Origin of the sequence: Burkholderia sp. MSMB1835 (genome assembly GCF_001526365.1) — a bacterium.
In the GTDB taxonomy this organism is placed as follows: domain Bacteria; phylum Pseudomonadota; class Gammaproteobacteria; order Burkholderiales; family Burkholderiaceae; genus Burkholderia.
Genome location: NZ_LOYP01000045.1, coordinates 106,882 through 127,401 on the forward strand (window position 1 = coordinate 106,882; position 20,520 = coordinate 127,401).

Annotated in this window: 19 protein-coding genes; 9 read left to right on the top strand and 10 right to left on the bottom strand. The window is 66.7% G+C overall.

All coding sequences use genetic code 11. From position 1 onward, the window contains the following. Window positions 1-3: 3 nt before the first annotated feature. The 4 genes from WS96_RS20665 to WS96_RS20680 form a co-directional block, all read right to left on the bottom strand. Window positions 4-954, bottom strand: coding sequence for a branched-chain amino acid ABC transporter permease (locus WS96_RS20665; RefSeq protein WP_034208173.1), 951 nt, complete (start codon window positions 952-954; stop codon window positions 4-6). 211 nt (window positions 955-1,165) lie between these two features. Further along, on the bottom strand, window positions 1,166-1,876 hold the full coding sequence (locus tag WS96_RS20670; RefSeq protein ID WP_179949965.1) for an amino acid-binding protein: 711 nt from the start codon (window positions 1,874-1,876) through the stop codon (window positions 1,166-1,168). A gap of 203 nt (window positions 1,877-2,079) precedes the next feature. Then, window positions 2,080-3,060, bottom strand: coding sequence for a 4-hydroxy-3-methylbut-2-enyl diphosphate reductase (ispH, locus tag WS96_RS20675; protein WP_006488968.1), 981 nt, complete (start codon window positions 3,058-3,060; stop codon window positions 2,080-2,082). A gap of 2 nt (window positions 3,061-3,062) precedes the next feature. Further along, window positions 3,063-3,518: an FKBP-type peptidyl-prolyl cis-trans isomerase gene (locus tag WS96_RS20680; RefSeq protein ID WP_034208176.1), complete on the bottom strand. Its 456-nt coding sequence runs from the start codon at window positions 3,516-3,518 to the stop codon at window positions 3,063-3,065. A gap of 135 nt (window positions 3,519-3,653) precedes the next feature. Between WS96_RS20680 and radC the strand changes: the two genes are divergently transcribed. The 4 genes from radC to nadB all read left to right on the top strand — a co-directional run bounded on the left by radC (window position 3,654) and on the right by nadB (window position 6,832). Then, window positions 3,654-4,427: a RadC family protein gene (gene radC / locus WS96_RS20685; RefSeq protein ID WP_059834981.1), complete on the top strand. Its 774-nt coding sequence runs from the start codon at window positions 3,654-3,656 to the stop codon at window positions 4,425-4,427. A gap of 237 nt (window positions 4,428-4,664) precedes the next feature. After that, entirely contained in the window at window positions 4,665-4,898 is a 234-nt protein-coding gene (gene rpmB, locus WS96_RS20690) for a 50S ribosomal protein L28 (protein ID WP_004186391.1), read from the top strand. A 17-nt stretch (window positions 4,899-4,915) separates the two neighbouring features. Further along, window positions 4,916-5,083, top strand: a complete 168-nt coding sequence (rpmG, locus tag WS96_RS20695; protein WP_006478046.1) for a 50S ribosomal protein L33 — start codon at window positions 4,916-4,918, stop codon at window positions 5,081-5,083. 162 nt (window positions 5,084-5,245) lie between these two features. Next, window positions 5,246-6,832: an L-aspartate oxidase gene (gene nadB / locus WS96_RS20700; protein ID WP_059782253.1), complete on the top strand. Its 1,587-nt coding sequence runs from the start codon at window positions 5,246-5,248 to the stop codon at window positions 6,830-6,832. A gap of 96 nt (window positions 6,833-6,928) precedes the next feature. On the opposite strand, the gene nadC is transcribed toward nadB, so the two are convergent. From nadC to purN, 6 genes are all read right to left on the bottom strand, one after another. Then, the gene (gene nadC, locus WS96_RS20705; RefSeq protein ID WP_257128025.1) at window positions 6,929-7,891 is read right to left on the bottom strand and encodes a carboxylating nicotinate-nucleotide diphosphorylase; all 963 of its coding nucleotides are present in this window, start codon (window positions 7,889-7,891) and stop codon (window positions 6,929-6,931) included. Continuing rightward, window positions 7,891-9,027, bottom strand: coding sequence for a quinolinate synthase NadA (gene nadA / locus WS96_RS20710; RefSeq protein ID WP_059835005.1), 1,137 nt, complete (start codon window positions 9,025-9,027; stop codon window positions 7,891-7,893). The genes nadC and nadA overlap by 1 nt, the downstream gene beginning before the upstream one ends. Before the next feature lie 303 nt (window positions 9,028-9,330). After that, window positions 9,331-10,527 (bottom strand): DesA family fatty acid desaturase, encoded by a 1,197-nt coding sequence (locus WS96_RS20715; protein ID WP_034208180.1) that lies wholly within the window; start codon window positions 10,525-10,527, stop codon window positions 9,331-9,333. Between the two features lie 220 nt (window positions 10,528-10,747). After that, window positions 10,748-12,130 (bottom strand): mechanosensitive ion channel family protein, encoded by a 1,383-nt coding sequence (locus WS96_RS20720; protein ID WP_059834983.1) that lies wholly within the window; start codon window positions 12,128-12,130, stop codon window positions 10,748-10,750. A gap of 17 nt (window positions 12,131-12,147) precedes the next feature. Then, a complete protein-coding gene (locus WS96_RS20725) occupies window positions 12,148-13,413 on the bottom strand; it encodes an RsmB/NOP family class I SAM-dependent RNA methyltransferase (protein WP_059834985.1) in 1,266 nt (421 codons plus the stop codon). Next, a complete protein-coding gene (purN, locus tag WS96_RS20730) occupies window positions 13,410-14,072 on the bottom strand; it encodes a phosphoribosylglycinamide formyltransferase (RefSeq protein WP_059834987.1) in 663 nt (220 codons plus the stop codon). The genes WS96_RS20725 and purN overlap by 4 nt, the downstream gene beginning before the upstream one ends. Before the next feature lie 123 nt (window positions 14,073-14,195). Between purN and WS96_RS20735 the strand changes: the two genes are divergently transcribed. From WS96_RS20735 to dut, 5 genes are all read left to right on the top strand, one after another. Then, window positions 14,196-15,188 (top strand): bifunctional riboflavin kinase/FAD synthetase, encoded by a 993-nt coding sequence (locus WS96_RS20735; RefSeq protein ID WP_059834989.1) that lies wholly within the window; start codon window positions 14,196-14,198, stop codon window positions 15,186-15,188. A 101-nt stretch (window positions 15,189-15,289) separates the two neighbouring features. Then, entirely contained in the window at window positions 15,290-18,127 is a 2,838-nt protein-coding gene (ileS, locus tag WS96_RS20740) for an isoleucine--tRNA ligase (protein WP_059834991.1), read from the top strand. A 3-nt stretch (window positions 18,128-18,130) separates the two neighbouring features. Beyond that, a complete protein-coding gene (lspA, locus tag WS96_RS20745) occupies window positions 18,131-18,631 on the top strand; it encodes a signal peptidase II (protein WP_034208186.1) in 501 nt (166 codons plus the stop codon). Window positions 18,632-18,698: 67 nt separating this feature from the next. Continuing rightward, the gene (coaBC, locus tag WS96_RS20750) at window positions 18,699-19,910 is read left to right on the top strand and encodes a bifunctional phosphopantothenoylcysteine decarboxylase/phosphopantothenate--cysteine ligase CoaBC (RefSeq protein ID WP_059834993.1); all 1,212 of its coding nucleotides are present in this window, start codon (window positions 18,699-18,701) and stop codon (window positions 19,908-19,910) included. A gap of 54 nt (window positions 19,911-19,964) precedes the next feature. Then, entirely contained in the window at window positions 19,965-20,411 is a 447-nt protein-coding gene (gene dut, locus WS96_RS20755) for a dUTP diphosphatase (RefSeq protein ID WP_034208188.1), read from the top strand. Window positions 20,412-20,520: the final 109 nt, after the last annotated feature.

Consider the following 20,520-nt stretch of genomic DNA (forward strand, 5'->3'; position numbering starts at 1 on the left):
CCGTTACGCGCGATCCGCGACCCGTTCGCCCAGCAGGCCCGACGGACGGAACACCAGCACGACGATCAGCACGATGAAGGCGAACACGTCCTGGTAGTTGCTGCCGAATACGCCGCCCGTGAGGTTGCCGATGTAGCCGGCCCCGAGTTGCTCGATCAGGCCGAGCAGCACGCCGCCGACCATCGCGCCGCCGAGGTTGCCGATCCCGCCGAGCACCGCCGCGGTGAACGCCTTCATGCCGGGGATGAAGCCCATGTAGAAGTGCACGTTGCCGTATTCGGACGCGATCATCACGCCGGCCAGCGCGGCGAGCGCGGAGCCGATCATGAAGGTGGCCGAGATCACGAAGTTCGGGTTCACGCCCATCAGGCTCGCGGTGTTCGGGCTTTCCGCGATCGCACGCATCGCGCGGCCGAGCTTGGTCTTGTGCACGAGCAGCAGCAGGCCGCCCATCACGATGAACGCGACAGCGATGATCACGATTTCGGTGACCGAGATCACGGCGCCGGGCGTCGTGTCGGTCGCCTTGATCACGTTGATCGGGTCGGTCGGCAGCAATTGCGGGAACGGCAACGGGTTGCGCGACCAGATGATCATCGCGGCCGTCTGCAGCAGGATCGACACGCCGATCGCGGTGATCAGCGGCGCGAGGCGCGGCGCGCGGCGCAGCGGCCGGTACGCGACGCGCTCGATCGTGAAGCCGACGAACGCACAGACGACCGCGGCGATGCCCAGGCCGATCGTCAGCGTCGCGACGTTGCCGAGTCCGGGAAAGTGGTTCTGCAGCACGGTGATGGCCGACAGCGCAACCATCGCGCCGATCATCAGCACGTCGCCGTGCGCGAAGTTGATGATGCCGAGAATGCCGTACACCATCGTGTATCCCAACGCGATGATGGCGTACACACTGCCGAGCACCAGCCCGTTGAGAACCTGCTGGACGAAAATATCCATTTAAAGCTCCTTGGCCCATGCTGCCGGAGGACGTTGCGCCCCGCGGGTAAGCGAGGAATCGCGCCTTCTCGGCGACACTGCGGGTACTAGTCGATACCGGTAAGGGTGGATCGTCCCGGCGCGCGCCGCCTGGCCTGTACGGCCGGGCCTGCCGCCGGAGCGGATACAAAAACGGCACCGCACTGTTTCGGTGCCGTCATGAGTCCCGTCGCTAAATCGTCACGACATCGAGGACGGTGTTCGTGGCCTCCTTGAAGTCGTGGGGCAGCATGCCGAGACGGCCGTCGTCCGGTTGCCCGGCCTCCGTGCCTTGGCCCGTCCGATGCCACGCAAGCATCGCGCCCGGACGGAGCGGATTCCGCGCCGCGTCGCCCGGCAAGGCGTTGCGGCAATCGCGCCCGACTTCCGTCAGGACTGCATCGGAATCCATCGTACGAACCAGGCGGCGCGCCCCGACACGGGCGGTCGCGGCGGCACGCCGTTTCGTCGAATCGAATCGAAGGGGGGACAGTGGCCTCGGCACGCTGCCGGCAACGCCGCGATCGCCCGGCATTCGTCGACCGGCCGCTTGCCGCGACACAGCCTGCATGCCCGCTGCCGGCCCGCTCGTCGGGCCAGGCGCGTGGATTTCATCGATCGTCAAACGTGCCCCGTATTCCGTGTCCCTGCCCAGTTGCGCGAGACGGCGCGCCGATGGCGCTCCCCGTCCGCTTCCGGCGACGCGCCCGCCGCTGGCCGATGGTGCCGCGAACCCCGCAGCCTCCCTGCTCGCCCCGTCGTCGCTCTTTTTGCTACAGCCGGCAAGGATTGCAACCGGTGCGGCGACGGACACGGCGTAAGCCAACTTCACATGCATTGAATGGTCTCCCGCGCCTTGCCAAAACCCGATTTCAAAGCCATTCCGGCTTGAAAACGGGCGCATTGTAACTCCATTTATAGGACGCCAATATTCCTGATTCGATGGGGTTTTCCTGCATTGCAACCAATTTTGAGACACGATTGGACGCGGCCGGAGCAACCGGGTTGCACCACGATCGGGAATCGTGGTTGCGATCGCAATTTCGACGCACGAAAAAAAGCGCGCCGGGAGGCGCGCTTCGGTGTTCCGCGGGTGCGATGCGGCAATCAGGCGGCGGGCGGCAGGTTCAACCCGCGCGGCAGCGGAAACGACACGTTTTCCTCGATGCCGTCGAGTGCGCGGACGTTGCGCACGCCGAGTTCGCGCAGCCGTGCGATCACGGCCTGGGCGAGCACCTCGGGCGCCGACGCGCCGGCCGTCACGCCGATGCGGCGCTTGCCGGCGACCCATGCCGGATCGATCTGGTCGGGCGCATCGACCATGTACGCGGCCACGCCGCGCTTTTCCGCCACTTCGCGCAGCCGGCTCGAGTTCGAACTGTTCGGGCTGCCGACCACGATCACGACGTCGCATTGCGGCGCCATGAACTTCACCGCGTCCTGGCGGTTCTGCGTCGCGTAGCAGATGTCCTGCTTCTTCGGTTCGCGGATCTTCGGATACTTCGCCTTCAGCGCGCCGATGATCTCGGCCGCGTCGTCGACGGACAGCGTGGTCTGCGTGACGAGCGCGATGCGCTCGGGATCGGCGAGCTCGAGCTTCTGCACGTCCTCGACGCTTTCGACGAGGTGCATGCCGCGCTCGACCTGGCCCATCGTGCCTTCGACTTCGGGATGGCCCTTGTGCCCGATCATGACGATGTCGACGCCGTCCTGGCGCATCTTCGCGACCTCGACGTGCACCTTCGTGACGAGCGGGCAGGTGGCGTCGTAAATGCGCAGTCCGCGCACGTCGGCCTCGTCGCGCACGGCTTTCGACACGCCGTGCGCACTGAAGATCACGGTGTTGCCGGCCGGCACTTCCTCGAGTTCCTCGACGAAGATCGCGCCCTTCTTCTTCAGATCCTCGACCACGTACTTGTTGTGGACGATTTCGTGACGCACGTAGATCGGCGCGCCGTGCATCGCGATGGCGCGCTCGACGATCTCGATCGCGCGGTCGACGCCTGCGCAGAAGCCGCGCGGCTGGGCCAGCAGGATTTCGGCGTCGGCGGCGACGGTCTGTCCGGACAGCGTGTCGGTGGTACTCATGATTACAGGATTCCGATGATTTTCACTTCGAACGTGAGCGCCTGGCCCGCGAGCGGATGATTGAAGTCGAACAGCGCCGAGGTCTCGCCGACCTCCTTCAGCACCCCCGCGTAGCGACCGCCATCCGGTGCATTGAACTCGATGAGTTCGCCGGGCGTGAAATCGTCGCCGACCATTCCGTTCTCGCGCAGCGTCGACAGCGTCACGCGCTGGAGCATGTCGGGATTGCGGGGGCCGAACCCCTGATCGGGGGCTAGCTGAAAAGTCGAGTGGTCGCCGACCCGGAGCCCGAGCAGAATCTGTTCCAGCGACGGCGCCAGTTGCCCCGCGCCCAGCAACAGCGTGGCCGGCTTGTCCGAGAAGGTGTTGACGATGTCGGCGCCGTCGGCCAGTGCCAGCCGGTAATGCAACGTGACGTGGGAACCGGGCTTCACTTCGGATAAATCGATGAGGCTCATGAATTACTCGTTCAGTCGGCGCCCGATACGGCCGAATGGCCCGGCGCAAAACCAATATTGTAAGTCACCTGAGCGTGCAAGGCGGAAAGTGCGACGACGTTGCACCCGCCGCCCGCCGCCAATGGAGTTCCGATCATGCCGTCACCCCGCCTCATCGCGCCGTCGGCCGAATGCCGCGACACCGCCGACGCGCCGGCCGATCCGCCCGGCCGCGTCATCCCGATCCACCGGCGCAGGCGCCGCCCGGGCGACTGGCGGCCGGAGCGGCCGCGCGAACGGCTGGTGGAACGCGGGCCGGCCGCGCTGACCGACGACGAGCTGATCGCGCTGCTGCTCGGCACCGGCAAGCCCGGGCACGACGTATTCGTCACCGCCCGCAGGCTGGTCGAGCAGTTCGGCACGTTGCACGGGCTGCTCGAAGCGACCACCGACGATTTCGAAGCGCACCCCGGCATCGGCCCCGCACGCTCCGCGCGCCTCGTCGCGGTCACCGAGATCGCGCGGCGCATGCTGGTGGAGAAAGCGGAAGAACGGATGCAGATCGACTCGCCCGGCGCCGTCGAGGATTGCCTGCGACTGAAGATCGGCACGCGCCAGTACGAAGTATTCATGGCGGTCTATCTCGACGCGCGCAACGGCCTGATCGACATGGAGGAAATCGCGCGCGGCTCGCTCACGCGCATGGCCGTCTATCCGCGCGAGATCGTGCGCCGCGCGATGAAACGGAACGCCGCGGCGCTGATCGTCGCGCACAACCATCCGTCGGGCGCGGTGCAGCCGAGCGCGGAAGACCGCCGCCTGACCCGCGTGCTGAAAGACGCGCTCGAACTCGTCGACGTGCGGCTGCTCGATCACATCGTCGTCGGCGTCAGCGATACTTTTTCGTTCGCGCGGGCCGGTTGGCTGTAGACTGTGGCGCGGCGGCCCGTCCCGAGGCGCCGCAACGGCGAAGCGAAATTAGGTTTGATTTTTCTGAGCTTTTTCTGCTAGAATCGCCGTCTGTCTTTTTTCCAACCAGTTCTAGCCATCGAAGGGCCTTGTCTGTAAGGGCTACGGCGTTCTGAGTGCAGCCATGGATCACGTGGCGGTGCGATGGAACCTTCACCGGCGATCGAACCCCGAATTTAGCGTATTAGGAGTGCTCTCATGGCACGCGTATGCCAAGTAACTGGGAAAGCGCCGATGAGCGGCAACAACGTTTCCCACGCCAACAACAAGACGAAGCGTCGCTTCCTGCCGAACCTGCAAAACCGCCGGTTCTGGGTAGAGAGCGAAAACCGCTGGGTGCGCCTGCGCGTCTCGAACGCCGGCCTGCGCCTGATCGACAAGAACGGCATCGATTCCGTGCTCGCTGACCTGCGCGCACGCGGCGAAGCCTAAGCCCAAGGAGCACAATCATGGCAAAAGGCGCCCGCGACAAGATCAAGCTCGAGTCGACCGCTGGTACGGGTCACTTCTACACGACCACGAAGAACAAGCGCAACATGCCGGAAAAGATGGCGATCAAGAAGTTCGATCCCGTCGTCCGCAAGCATGTGGAATACAAAGAAACCAAGATCAAGTAATCTCCGGTTTCTGCCAGCCTGACGGCGACCGAAAAGCCCCGCACCTGCGGGGCTTTTTGTTTTGCGCGCACGCTCAGGCTCCCGACGCGGTATGCTCTCCCCTTTCCGCGGCCACGGCCGCCGGAACGCACAAGATCAAAAGCGTAACGATGGAGATGCAGCATGAAATTCGACGTGGCGATCGTCGGCAGCGGCCTGGCAGGGCTGTCGGTCGCACTCAACCTGGCCAGCACGCGGCGTGTCGCGCTGATCGCGAAACGTTCGATGATGGAGGGGGCGAGCGATAACGCGCAGGGCGGCATCGCGGCGGTCCTCGACTCGGCGGACAGCATCGAGAACCACGTCGACGACACGCTGGTCGCCGGTGGCGGCTTGTGCGACGAAGGTGCGACGCGCTACATCGTCGAGCACGGCCGCGAAGCGATCGAATGGCTGATCTCGCAAGGCGTGCCGTTCACGAAGGACGACGCGGCCGAACTCGGCTTTCACCTGACGCGCGAAGGTGGCCACAGCCACCGCCGGATCATCCATGCGGCCGATGCGACCGGCCATGCGGTGCTGGCGACGCTGTCGGCGCGCGCGCGCCAGCATCCGAACATCACGTTCTTCGAAAACCACCATGCGATCGACCTGATCACGTCGGACCGGCTCGGCCTGCCCGGCCGCCGCTGTCACGGCCTGTATGCGCTCGACGTCGACAACGACCGGACGATCACGATCGAGGCGCCGCATACGGTGCTCGCCACCGGCGGCGCCGGCAAGGTCTACCTGTACACGACGAATCCCGACACCGCGACCGGCGACGGCATCGCGATGGCGTGGCGTGCCGGCTGTCGCGTATCGAACATGGAATTCATCCAGTTCCACCCGACCTGCCTGTTCCATCCGTACGCGAAGTCATTCCTGATTTCGGAAGCCGTGCGCGGCGAAGGCGGCCTCCTGAAGCTGCCCGACGGCACGCGTTTCATGCCCGCGCACGATCCGCGCGCCGAACTCGCGCCGCGCGACATCGTCGCCCGCGCGATCGACTTCGAGATCAAGAAGCGCGGGATCGACTGCGTGTATCTCGACATCAGCCACCAGCCGGAAGCGTTCCTGCGCGAACATTTCCCGACGATCCATGCGCGCTGCCTCGAATTCGGCATCGACATCGCGAAACAGCCGATTCCCGTCGTGCCGGCCGCGCACTATACGTGCGGCGGCGTCGTCACCGATCTCGCCGGCCGCACCGATCTCGCCGGCCTGTATGCGGTCGGCGAAACGTCGTACACGGGGTTGCACGGCGCGAATCGGCTCGCGAGCAACTCGCTGCTCGAATGCCTCGTGATCGGCCGCGCGGCGGCCGGGGCGATCGAGGCGGCCGGCTTCGACGCCGACGCGCCCGCCACGCTGCCGGCCTGGGACGAAAGCCGCGTGTCGGATGCGGACGAGGAAGTCGTCGTTGCACACAACTGGGACGAACTGCGTCGCCTGATGTGGAACTACGTCGGTATCGTGCGCACCGACAAGCGCCTCGAGCGCGCGAAGCACCGGCTGTCGCTGCTGCGCGACGAGATCCACGAGTACTACGCGAATTTCCGCGTGACGCGCGATCTGCTCGAACTGCGCAACCTCGTCGACGTGGCCACGCTGATCGTGAAGAGCGCGCACTCGCGCCGCGAAAGCCGCGGGCTGCACTACAGCCGCGACTGGCCGCATACGCTGCCGAAGGCATTGCCGAGCGTGCTCACGCCGCGCGTGCGCCGCTGAGCGGCGCGCCGCCCTTCCCCGCTGCGTCCGCAGCACAAGAAAAAAGCCGCTGGCGTGTGCGCGCCAACGGCTTTTGTCTATTTGGACGACATTCGATCAGTCGACGATCCGCATCGAATAGTCCGTCGCCCGCACGTCCTTCGTCAGCGCGCCGATCGAGATGCGATCGACGCCCGTCTCCGCGAACGTGCGCACCGTATCGAAATTGACGCCGCCCGATACTTCGAGCACGGCCTTGCCATTCGCGACACGCACCGCTTCGCGCATCATGTCGAGCGTGAAGTTGTCGAGCAGCACCGACTGCGCGCCATGCGCGAGCGCCGTGTCGAGCTGCGCGAGCGTCTCGACCTCGACCTGCACGGGCACGCCCGACTCCAGCGCGAACGCCGCATCGAGCGCCTCGCCGACACCGCCAGCCGCCGCGATGTGGTTTTCCTTGATCAGGATGCCGTCGTACAGCGCGAGACGCTGGTTTTCGCCGCCGCCCACGCGCACGGCGTACTTCTGCGCGAGCCGCAGCCCCGGCAGCGTCTTGCGCGTATCGAGGATCTTCGCGCGCGTGCCTTCGACGCGATCGACGTAACGTCGCGTTGCGGTCGCGACACCCGACAGCAGTTGCAGGAAGTTCAGCCCGTTGCGCTCGGCCGTCAGCAGCGCGCGCGCCGGCCCTTCGAGTTCGCACACGGTCGAATCCGCCGTCATCCGGTCGCCTTCGCGATAGCGCCATTGCACGACGATCGACGGATCGATCCGGGCGATCACGGCGTCGAACCACGGGACGCCGCACAGCACGGCTTCCTCGCGCACGATGATCCGCGCCCGGCGGCGCTCGCCGGCCGGCACGAGCCGCCCGGTCTGGTCGCCGGTGCCGACGTCTTCGGCGATCGCATCGGCCACGTTACGCGCGATCGCTGCGTCGAATGCCGCGCCGTATTGCGCGCGGACGGCTTCGAACAGCGGCGAGACTGCAGTCGCGGCGCCTTCCGCCGGGCCGCCCCCAGGGAAGGCGGCCGCCCCCTCGGTCGACAGCGAACGAATGTGAGCGTGGGGGCCGTTCATTACGCTGCCCCCACGTTCGCAAACAGTTGCTGGTCGCGCTGCAAATCGCCGCTCGCCTGCACGCGCTTCTTGTGCGCGGCCGCGAATTCGAGCATCCGGTCGATCGGCAAACGCGCGCGCTCGCCGATCGCGGGATCGACGAAAATCTCGTTGTGGCCGCGTTCGAGCACGTCGGCCAGGTTCGCGAGGCCGTTCATCGCCATCCACGGGCAGTGCGCGCAGCTCTTGCAGGTCGCGCTGTTGCCGGCCGTCGGCGCCGCGATGAAGGTCTTGCCGGGCGCCGCAAGCTGCATCTTGTGCAGGATGCCGAGATCGGTCGCGACGATGAAGCGCTTCGCGTCGAACTTGACAGCCGCGTCGATCAATTGCGTGGTCGAACCGACGACATCGGCCTGCGCCACGACATTTTCCGGCGACTCGGGATGGACGAGCACCTTCGCGTCCGGATATTCGGCGCGCAGCAGGTCGAGCTCGATGCCCTTGAACTCGTCGTGGACGAGGCACGAGCCCTGCCACAGCAGCATGTCCGCGCCGGTCTTCTTCTGGATATAGCTGCCCAGATGGCGATCGGGGGCCCAGATGATCTTTTCGCCGCGCGCGTGCAGCTCGGCCACGATCTCGAGGCCGATCGACGACGTGACCATCCAGTCCGCGCGCGCCTTCACGGCCGCACTGGTGTTCGCGTAGACGACGACGGTACGGTCCGGATGCGCATCGCAGAAGGCCGAGAATTCGTCGACCGGGCAGCCGAGGTCGAGCGAACAGGTCGCGTCGAGATCGGGCATCAGGATCCGTTTGTTCGGGCTCAGGATCTTCGCGGTTTCGCCCATGAAGCGCACGCCGGCGACGACCAGCGTCTGCGCGTCGTGATCGCGGCCGAAGCGGGCCATTTCGAGCGAATCGGCCACGCAACCGCCGGTTTCGTCGGCGAGTTCCTGCAGTTCGGCATCCACGTAGTAGTGGGCGACCAGCACGGCCTTTTCACGGGCGAGCAACGCCTTGATGCGCGCCTTCAGCGCAGCGCGCTCCTCGGCGGACGGCGCCTCGGGCACCTTGGCCCACGCCTGTCCCACGCCGCATACGGTCCCTGCGGCGACGGGCCGGTCGTACTCGACGGGTTTGATCGTCGATTGCATCTCCATATCTCCTGTCGATCGGAGTGAGCGCTTTAGCGCTTACTCCGATCCCATGCTTCGCGGTCGATCAGAGTTAGCGCTTCAGCGCTTGCTCCGATCCCATGCTTCGCGGTCGATCAGCGTGGGCGCTTCGGCGCCCTGCCCCGATCCCATCCCTTGCACTCGCCCGGGGCGCCCACTTGCCACCGCCCCAAGCCTCATACCCATTCAGGCGCAGCCGATCCGTCAAAAACCAGCGGCCCAAATGAAAAAACCCCGCCAACGCGGGGTTTGTGACGTCCTGAGATTCTAATCGATTTCGAATCAGGCGTAGCGACGCAGGCGCGTCGCGAATTCCTGCAGCGCCTTGATGCCGCTTTGTTCTGCGCGATGGCACCAATCCTGCAATTGCGCGAGCAGTTGTTCGCGCGACGCGGTCGAACGATCCCAGATCGCGGCGAGATCCTGGCGCAGCTGGAAGTACGTATGAAGCTTCTGGCTGTTCGCGAAGATTTCCGGCAGCAGCTTTTTCTGCGGCTCGTCGAGGCCGTCGGCATCCTTGTGGAACCACTTGCGCGCGCTACGCATCAACTGGTACTTCTCGCTCGAACCGAGCTCCTTCAGGTGCGCGAGCTCCTGGCGGTACGCACGCTTCACGGCCTTGCCGTAGCGCGCCATCACTTCATAGCGGTTCGACAGCACGGCCTGCAGCGTTTCCTGGTCGAGCACCGTCTTCGGCTTGTTCAGGCGCGGCGTGGGCGCAACCTTCTTCACCTTGGCGAGACCGAATGCCGACATGATCCGGATGTACATCCAGCCGATGTCGAACTCGTACCACTTGTTCGACAGCTTCGCCGACGTCGCGAACGTGTGGTGGTTGTTGTGCAGTTCTTCGCCGCCGATCACGATGCCCCACGGGAACAGGTTCGTGCTCGCGTCGGCCGAGTTGAAGTTGCGATAGCCCCAGAAGTGCCCGAAGCCGTTGACGACGCCCGCCGCCCAGAACGGGATCCACACCATCTGCACGGCCCACACGGTCAGGCCGAGCACGCCGAACAGCGCGACGTCGATCACCATCATCATGCTGATGCCGAGGATCGGGTACTTCGAGTAGAGATTGCGCTCGAGCCAGTCGTTCGGCGTGCCGTGGCTGAACTTGCGCATCGTTTCCTCGTTCTTCGCTTCCGCGCGGTACAGCTCGGCGCCCTCGAGGAACACCTTCCAGATGCCGCGCGTCTGCGGGCTGTGCGGATCTTCCTCGGTTTCGCACTTTGCGTGGTGCTTGCGATGGATCGCGGCCCACTGGCCGGTCAGCATCCCGGTCGTCATCCACAGCCAGAAACGGAAGAAATGGCTCGCGATCGGATGCAGCTCCAGCGCGCGGTGCGCCTGGCAGCGATGCAGATAGACCGTGACGCCGATGATCGTGACGTGCGTGACGGCGAGCGCGAACAGCGCGACCTGCCACCACGAAAAATGCAGAAGCCCGTGGGAAAGAAAATCGAGCAGGGAATTCAACAAGGCAGTTACCCGTGATGAGAGCGACGCCGGCTCATGCCGACGTCAGAAAAATGAAAGCATACCGCGTGTAGACCAGAATTTTACTTCAACCGTTCCAAGTCTTTGTAAAAAATGAATATTTTCTTGCCCTGACGCAATCCGCAGGGTCCACCGGCGGACTGGGAAAGGCGCGCGATCCGGTTTCGACCGCGGAATCGGTAGGATTGACCGTACCCGCCCGCTACGCCGCCGGCGTGCGCGCGTCCAGCGCCCCGTTGGCGGCCGCCGGATCGGGCCCGGCCGCCACGCCCGGCGCGGGAAAGCCGTCCGGCAGCCCGACCACGCGCACTTCGCGCTGCGGGAACGGAATCGAAATCCCGTGCTCGCCGAACAGCCGCCAGATGTTGCGGTTCACGCTCGAGCGCACGCCCGACGTGCCTTTCGCCGCATCCTCGATCCAGAAGCCGAGCTCCAGGTCGATCCCGTCCGCGCCGAAACTCACGAGATACGGGGTCGGCGCCGGCTCGGCCAGCACGCGCGGCACGTCCTTCGCGGCGTCGGCGAGCAATGCGAGCGCCCGCTCGACGTCGCTCGTGTACGCGACCTGCACCGCGACTTTCGCATAGCCGCGCGTCAGGTACGACGACTGGTTCTGCACGACGTCGGTGATCAGCTTCTCATTCGGGATCAGCGTCTCGTTGCCGTCGAGGCCGCGCACGACCGTGTAGCGCGTGCGGATCTGCGTGACGACGCCCTGCAGCCCGCCGACGCTGATCGCATCGCCGAGCCGCAGCGAGCGGTCGAGCAGGATGATGAAGCCCGACACGTAGTTGCTCGCGATCTTCTGCAACCCGAAACCGAGGCCGACGCCCACCGCGCCGCCGAACACGCCGAGCACCGTCACGTCGATGCCGACGAGCGACAGCCCGATCAGGATCGCCGCGAACACGAGCAGCGCGCGGCCGACCCGCGACAGCACGACCTTCAGGTTCGCGTCGAGCGTGCTCGCGCGCGACAGGCGATCCTCGAGCACCGAGCCGAGCCACATCGCGACCATCAGCGTCACGCAGACCCACAGCGCGCCGGAAATCACCGACAGCAGCGTGAGGTGCGCGGTCGCGACCCGGAACTGCACGCTGTCGAGCCAGCCGAGCACGTCGCGCTGGATGCCGAGCACGGTCATCACCATCGCGGCCCACACGACGGTCGACACGATCTTCTCGACGATCGACAGCCATGCGTGCGTGTGGCCGTCGCGCGCGAACACGCGCCGCGCGAAGAAGAACAGCACGTAGATCAGCCCGATGCCGAACAGCGGCACGAGCGCGAGCGCCAGCAGCGACGTCGACATGAACGGGTCGAGCGCGAGCTGCGCGCCGCCGACGAACACGCTGCCGAACAGCGGAAACAGCGCACGCTTCAGGCTTTGCGCGCCCGCGCCCGGCGCGCGTCCGGCGGCCCGGCGCCGCGCGTCGATCCGGCCGTGCACGAAGCGCGCGGCCACCCACGCGAAACCCAGCGCCCCGACGAGGATCGCCGCCTGCCAGATCATCACCGGCTGGTGGAAATCGCGAATCACCGACGCCAGCCGGTGCGACAGCAGGCGGCTCTGCAGAGTCTCCATCGTCCGTCCGGGCGTGGTTACTGCGCGGCGCGGCGTTCGAGCACCGCGGCGAAGAAGCCGTCGGTCGCGTGACGGTGCGGCCACAGCGACAGGTAATCGCCCGTCTCGAGCTCAATGCGCTGGTCGGCCAGCACCTGCTGGGCCGGCACCAGCACGAAGTCGGGGTGATCGGCCAGGAACTGTTCGACGATGCGCTCATTCTCGGCGTCGAGCACGCTGCAGGTCGCGTAGACGAGCCGGCCGCCCTTCTTCACGAGCCGCGCGGCACTCGCGAGGATCGATGCCTGCTTGGGCGTCAGTTCGTCGATCGCCGTGCGCGTCTGGCGCCACTTCAGGTCCGGATTGCGGCGCAGCGTGCCGAGGCCGCTACACGGCGCGTCGACCAGCACGCGGTCGATCTTGCCCGCGAGCCGCTTGATCTTCGCGTCGTGCTCGCTGTCGATCAGCACCGGGTTCACGTTCGACAGCCCGCTGCGCGCGAGGCGCGGCTTCAGCTTGGCGAGGCGCTTTTCCGAGACGTCGAACGCATACAGGCGCCCGGTCGAGCGCATCATCGCGCCGAGCGCGAGCGTCTTGCCGCCCGCGCCCGCGCAGAAATCGACCACCATCTCGCCGCGCCGCGGCGCCACCAGCGAGCACAGCAGCTGGCTGCCTTCGTCCTGCACCTCGATCGCGCCTTCCTCGAACAGCTTCAGGCGCGTCAGCGCCGGCTTGCCGACCACGCGCACCCCGAACGGCGCGAACGGCGTCGCGCCCGCGTCGATGCCGCTCACGCGCAGCGCTTCGATCACCTGGTCGCGGCTCGCCTTCTGCGCGTTGGCACGCAGGTCGAGCGGCGCCGGGTAGTTCAGCGCGGCGGCGAGTTGCGCGAGCTCGTCGGCGTCGAAACGGGCCGACAGCGCCTGGTGAATCCAGTCGGGCAGATTCGTGCGAATGCGCACCGGCAGGCTCGCCGGATCGATCTTCGACACGTGCTCGAGCCATGCGGACTCGGTGTCGGACAGGAACGGCTTCAGCGCATTGCGACCGACCGTCTGCATCAGGCCGAGCAGCGTGAGACGTCGCGCGGGCGTGCCCGTGCCGCTCTCGGCCAGATGCGAAAACTCCATCTTCCGGCGCAGCACCGCGAACACGGCCTCGGCGATCACGCCACGCTCGGCATGCCCAAGCTTCGGGTGCGCGCGGAAGAACCGGCTCGTCGTCGCGTCGGCGGGGCCGGCGAACTTCAGCACCTCGGCCAGCAAAGTCTCGGTCTGGCCGATCAGGAATCCGTGCAGCTTCATACGCCCTCACTCGTTTCGGTATGCGGTTCATCCGCGAAAATCCAGCGCGCCTCGTCGGGCGCCACCACTGCACGGCCGTTCTCGAGACGCAACCGGCCATCGACGAACCAGCGCACCGCGCGCGGATACAGCACGTGCTCGACCGCCAGCACGCGCTGCGCGAGCGCGGCCGCGTCGTCGCCGGCGCGCACGGGCACCGCGCCCTGCGCGACGATCGCGCCGCTGTCGAGCTCGGGAATGACGAAATGCACGCTCGCGCCATGCAGCGCGACGCCGGCATCCAGCGCCTGCTGGTGCGTGTGGATGCCCTTGAAGCTCGGCAGCAGCGACGGATGGATATTCAGCAGCCGGCCCTCGTAACGTCTGACGAAAGCGGGAGTGAGGATGCGCATGAAGCCGGCGAGGACGACGAGATCGGGCGAGAAACGGTCGATCTGCGCGGCGAGCGCCGCGTCGAAGCTGTCGCGGCCGTCGAACGACCGGTGGTCGACCACCGCCGTCGCCACCCCGTGCGACGCGGCAAAAGCCAGGCCGGCCGCGTCGGGCCGGTTGGCGATCACGGCGGCGACCTCGGCCGGCCAGCGTTCCTGCGCGCACGCGCGGACGATGGCCTCCATGTTGCTGCCGCGACCGGAAATCAGGATCACGAGTTTTTTCATCCGCGAATTTTACCATTCGCCCCCGCGTTTCCCGCCTTCTCGGCCGCCGGCCCGCCCGAACGTTTATAATCTTCTGCTTTGCGGCATCCCACCGCCCATTCCCCCGACGCTGCATCCGCTATCGTGAAAGTCTTCCGCGGCCTGCCCAACGCCGAGAGCCGCGCCCCGTGCGCGCTGACGATCGGCAACTTCGACGGTGTCCATCGCGGCCACCAGGCCTTGCTCGCGCGCGTGCGCGCGGCAGCGGACGCTCGCGGTCTGCCCGTGTGCGTGATGACGTTCGAGCCGCACCCGCGCGAATTCTTCAATCCGGCCGGCGCGCCGCCGCGCATCGCGATGCTGCGCGACAAGCTCGAGGCGCTGCGCGACCACGGGGTCGACCGCGTCGTCGTCGAGCACTTCAACCACACGTTCGCGAGCCAGTCGCCGCAGGCGTTCGTCGAGCGCACGCTGGTGAACGGGCTGCACACGCGCTGGATGATGGTCGGCGACGATTTCTGCTACGGCGCGAAACGCGCGGGCACCTTCGACACTTTGAAGGCGGCCGGCGAGCAGCATGGCTTCGAGGTCGAGCAAATGGGCACGGTGGCCGGCAGCGACGGCACGCGCATTTCCAGCTCCGGCGTGCGCGCGGCGCTCGCCGCGGGCGATCTCGACGCGGCCGCGCAGGCGCTCGGCCACGGCTACGCGATCAGCGGCCACGTCGCGCACGGGCTGAAGCTCGGCCGCGACCTCGGCTTCCCGACGCTGAACCTGCCGATCGCGCACAAGCGGCCGGCGCTCGCGGGCATCTTCGTCGTGCAGGTGCACGGCCTCGGCCCCGCGCCGCTGCCGGGCGTCGCGAGCCTCGGGCTGCGCCCGACCGTCGACGATTCTGGCCGGGTGCTGCTCGAGGTCCACCTGCTCGACTGGCACGGCGATGCATACGGCAAGCTGATCCGTGTCGAATTCCTGAAGAAGTTGCGCGACGAGGCGAAGTTCGACGATCTCGAGGCGCTGTCGCGGGCGATCGCGCTGGACGTCGCGAATGCGCGCGCGTACTTCGTCGAGCGCGACCGCGCGCCGGGCAGCCGCGCGACGGGCTTCGCGACGTCGGCCACCGACCGAATTAGCTGATCCGGACGGCGGCGCCTCGCGCCGCACCCTCGCGCCGCCTTCTCGCGCGCCTACCCGATTCACGACGCCCGAGCGTCCCCGATTTAGATAGCGATCTCATCATGAGCAACAAGAAAGCCGATTCGAAACCGCAGGCCAAGTATCCGGTCAACCTGCTCGACACGCCGTTCCCGATGCGCGGCGACCTGCCCAAGCGCGAACCGCAGTGGGTCAAGGAGTGGGAAGAGCGCGGCATCTACGACAAGATCCGCGCGGCCAGCCAGGGCCGGCCGAAGTTCATCCTGCACGACGGCCCGCCGTATGCGAACGGCGACATCCACCTCGGCCACGCGGTCAACAAGATCCTGAAGGACATCGTCGTCAAGTCGCGCAACATGGCCGGCTTCGACGCGCCGTACGTGCCGGGCTGGGATTGCCACGGGATGCCGATCGAGATCCAGATCGAGAAGCAGTTCGGCAAGTCGCTGCCGGCGGCCGAAGTGATGAGCAAGGCGCGCGCGTACGCGACCGAGCAGATCGAGAAGCAGAAGGTCGGCTTCAAGCGCCTGGGCGTGCTCGGCGACTGGGCCAACCCGTACAAGACGATGAACTTCGTGAACGAGGCGGAAGAAATCCGCGCGCTCGGCAAGATCATCGAGAAGGGCTACGTGTACCGCGGGCTGAAGCCGGTGAACTGGTGCTTCGACTGCGGCTCGGCGCTCGCGGAAGCGGAAGTCGAGTACAAGGACCGCACCGATCCGACGATCGACGTGATGTTCGCGTTCGCGGAACCCGAAAAGACCGCGCAGGCGTTCGGCCTGCCGGCGCTGCCGCGCGCCGAGGGCGGCATCGTGATCTGGACGACCACGCCGTGGACGATTCCCGCCAACCAGGCGCTGAACCTCCATCCGGAAATCGTCTACGCGCTGGTCGACACCGAGCGCGGGCTGCTGATCATCGCGGAAGAGCGCGTCGAAGCCTGCATGACCGACTTCAAGCTGACCGGCCGCGTCGTCGCGACCGCACCCGGCGTGAAGCTCGCGAACCTGCGCTTCCACCACCCGCTCGCGTCTGCGCACCCCGGCTACAAGCGCACCGCGCCCGTCTACCTCGGCGACTACGTGACGACCGACACGGGTACCGGCGTCGTGCACTCGTCGCCCGCGTACGGCATTGAAGACTTCGTGTCGTGCAAGGCGCACGGGATGACCGACTCGGACATCATCAACCCGGTGATGGGCGACGGCCGCTATATCGAATCGCTGCCGCTGTTCGGCGGCCTGTCGATCTGGGACGCGAACCCGAAGATCGTCGACGCGCTGAATGCGGCCGGCTCGCTGCTGCGCAGCGAGAAGTACACGCACAGCTACATGCACTGCTGGCGCCACAAGACGCCGATCATCTACCGCGCGACGTCGCAGTGGTTCGCCGGCATGGACACGACGCCGCGCGACGGCGGCAAGACGCTGCGCGAAACCGCGCTCGAAGGCGTCGACGCGACCGCGTTCTACCCGTCGTGGGGCAAGCAGCGTCTGTTCAGCATGATCGCGAACCGTCCGGACTGGACGCTGTCGCGCCAGCGCCAGTGGGGCGTGCCGATGGCGTTCTTCGTGCACAAGGAAACCGGCGAGCTGCACCCGCGCACGCTCGAGCTGCTCGAGGAAGTCGCGAAGCGCGTCGAGCAGTCGGGCATCGAGGCGTGGCAGTCGCTCGACCCGCGCGAGCTGATCGGCGACGACGCGAACCTGTACGAAAAGAACCGCGACACGCTCGACGTGTGGTTCGACTCGGGCACGACGCACTGGCACGTGCTGCGCGGCTCGCACAAGGATCAGCTGCAGTTCCCGGCCGATCTGTACCTCGAAGGCTCGGACCAGCATCGCGGCTGGTTCCACTCGTCGCTGCTGACGGCATCGATGCTCGACGGCCGCGCGCCGTACAAGGGCCTGCTCACGCACGGCTTCACGGTCGACGGCGAAGGCCGCAAGATGAGCAAGTCGCTCGGCAACGGCATCGACCCGCACGAAGTCGCGAACCGCCTCGGCGCGGAAATCATCCGCCTGTGGATCGCGTCGACCGACTACTCGGGCGAGCTCGCGATCTCCGAGGAAATCCTGAAGCGCGTGACCGAAGGCTATCGCCGCATCCGCAACACGCTGCGCTTCCTGCTCGCGAACCTGTCGGACTTCGACTTCGCACGGCACGCGGTGCCGGTCGACGAATGGCTCGAGATCGACCGTTACGCGGTCGCGTTCTCCGCCCAGCTGCAGACGGAACTGCTCGGCCACTACGAGAAGTACGAATTCCACCCGGTCGTCGCGAAGCTGCAGACATACTGCTCGGAAGACCTCGGCGGCTTCTACCTCGACGTGCTGAAGGATCGCCTGTACACGAGCGCCGCCGATTCGCGCGCGCGCCGCTCCGCGCAGACCGCGCTGTACCACCTGACGCACGGCCTGCTGCGCGTGCTCGCGCCGTTCCTGTCGTTCACGGCCGAAGAAGCGTGGAAGGTGTTCCAGCCGGCCAGCGACACGATCTTCACGGAAACCTACTATGCGTATCCGGAAGTCGCCGGCTCGGCCGCGCTGATCGAGAAGTGGGCGCTGCTGCGCGACGTACGCGGCAACGTGACCAAGGCGCTCGAGGAAGCGCGCACCGCGAACCGCATCGGTTCGTCGCTGCAGGCCGAAGTGGCCGTGCATGCGAGCGGCGCGCGCTACGACGCGCTCGCGAGCCTCGGCGACGACCTGAAGTTCGTGCTGATCACGTCGGCCGCGACGGTCGTCAAGGTCGACGACGAAGCGCAGGAAAGCGTCGACGTGGCCGCGTCGAAGTACCAGAAGTGCGAGCGCTGCTGGCACTACCGCGAAGACGTCGGCGCGCACGCCGAGCATCCGACGCTGTGCGGCCGCTGCTTCTCGAACCTGTTTGAAAACGGCGAAATCCGGAGCGCTGCTTAAACCATGGCGAAAACCCTGTCGAAACCGGCCAGCGGCGCGCTCGCGCCCTGGCTCGGCATTTCGCTGATCGTGATTCTGTTCGATCAACTGTCGAAGATCGCGATCCTGAAAACGTTCGCGTACGGCGCGCAGCATGCGCTGACGTCGTTCTTCAACCTCGTGCTGGTGTACAACCGCGGCGCCGCGTTCGGCTTCCTGTCGACCGCGAGCGGCTGGCAGCGCTGGGCGTTCACCGCGCTCGGCGTCGGTGCGACGCTAGTGATCTGCTTCCTGCTGCGCCGTCACGGCCAGCAGCGGCTCTTCAGCCTGTCGCTCGCGCTGATCCTCGGCGGCGCGCTCGGCAACGTGATCGACCGGCTCGTCTACGGCCACGTGATCGACTTCCTCGATTTCCACCTCGGCGCGTGGCACTTCCCGGCGTTCAACCTCGCCGATTCCGCGATCACGGTCGGTGCGGTGCTGCTGATCTACGACGAGCTGCGGCGCGTGCGCGGCTCGCGCTGAGCGCGCATACTCCGTGTCGACGGCCGGCTTCGCGCCGGCCGTTCCGTTTGACCCCAGGAGGCCTGAGTTGGCACACGCAGAACTCGCAGGAAAACACCTCGTTCTCGGCCTGACGGGCGGCATCGCCTGCTACAAGATCGCCGAGCTCACGCGGCTGCTCGTGAAGGCCGGCGCGACCGTGCAGGTCGCGATGACCGACGCCGCCACCCAGTTCATCACGCCCGTCACGATGCAGGCGCTGTCGGGCCGGCCCGTCTATACGAGCCAGTGGGACGCGCGCATCGACAACAACATGGCGCACATCGACCTGTCGCGCGAAGCCGACGCGATCGTGATCGCGCCCGCGTCGACGGATTTCCTCGCCAAGCTCGCGCATGGGTTCGCCGACGATCTGCTGTCGACGCTGTGCATCGCGCGCGACTGTCCGCTGCTCGTCGTCCCCGCGATGAACCGCCAGATGTGGCAAAACCCGGCCACGCAACGCAATGCCGCGCAACTGCGCGCCGACGGCGTGTCGGTACTCGGCCCGGATTCGGGCGCGCAGGCATGCGGCGAAGTCGGCGACGGCCGCATGCTCGAGCCCGAGGCGATCTACGAAGCGATCGTCGCGCACTTCGCGCCGAAGGTGCTCGCGCATCGCCGCGTGCTGATCACGGCCGGGCCGACGTTCGAGCCGCTCGACCCGGTGCGCGGCCTGACGAACCGCTCCAGCGGCAAGATGGGGTTCGCGCTCGCCCGGGCCGCGCAGCAGGCCGGCGCCGACGTGCATCTCGTCGCCGGGCCGGTCGCGCTCGACACGCCGTGGGGCGTCTACCGTCAGGACGTGCAGACCGCGCAGCAGATGTACGACGCGGTGATGCATGCGGTCGCCGATGCCGACATCTTCATCGCGGTGGCCGCGGTCGCCGACTGGCGCGTCCAACAGCCGGCCGAGCACAAGATGAAGAAGACGGCCGACCGCAAGATGCCGGCGCTCGCGTTCGTCGAGAACCCCGACATCCTCGCATCGGTCGCGGCGCTGCCCGATGCGCCGTTCTGCGTCGGTTTCGCGGCCGAAAGCGGCGACCTCGACGTGCACGGCGAAGAGAAGCGCAAGCGCAAGAACGTGCCGCTGCTCGTCGGCAACCTCGGCCCGCTGACGTTCGGCCGCGACGACAACGAAGTCGTGCTGTTCGAGGCCGCCGGCCTCACGCGCCTGCCGCGCGCGCCCAAGGACGAACTCGCGCATGCGCTCGTCGCGGAAATCGCGAAGCGCCTGCCCGACAATCGCCTGATCTGATCCCCGCGCGGCGGCTCGTGCCGCCGCACCCTTCCCGACCGATTCGACGACCGCATGAAACTCGACCTGAAGATTCTCGACGCGCGCATGCGCGACTACCTGCCCGCCTATGCGACCACCGGCAGCGCCGGCCTCGACCTGCGCGCCTGCCTCGACGCACCGGTCACGCTGCAGCCGGGCGAAACCACGCTCGTGCCGACCGGCCTCGCGATCCACCTCGCCGATCCCGGCTATGCGGCGCTGATCCTGCCGCGCTCGGGACTCGGCCACAAGCACGGGATCGTGCTCGGCAACCTCGTCGGCCTGATCGACTCCGATTACCAGGGCCAGTTGATGGTCTCGACGTGGAACCGCGGCCAGACCGAGTTCGTGCTGAACCCGTTCGAACGGCTCGCGCAACTCGTGATCGTGCCGGTCGTGCAGGCGCAGTTCAACATCGTCGACGAATTCACCGCGAGCGATCGCGGCGCCGGCGGCTTCGGCAGCACCGGCCGCCACTGAGTCGCGCAGCACGGAAAAAGGGGCCTCGCGGCCTAATGCCGTTCAGTTAAGCGACTGAACGGCATTTTTGTTTGCGCCAACTTGTTGTAAACGGGGCGTGGCGATGTTA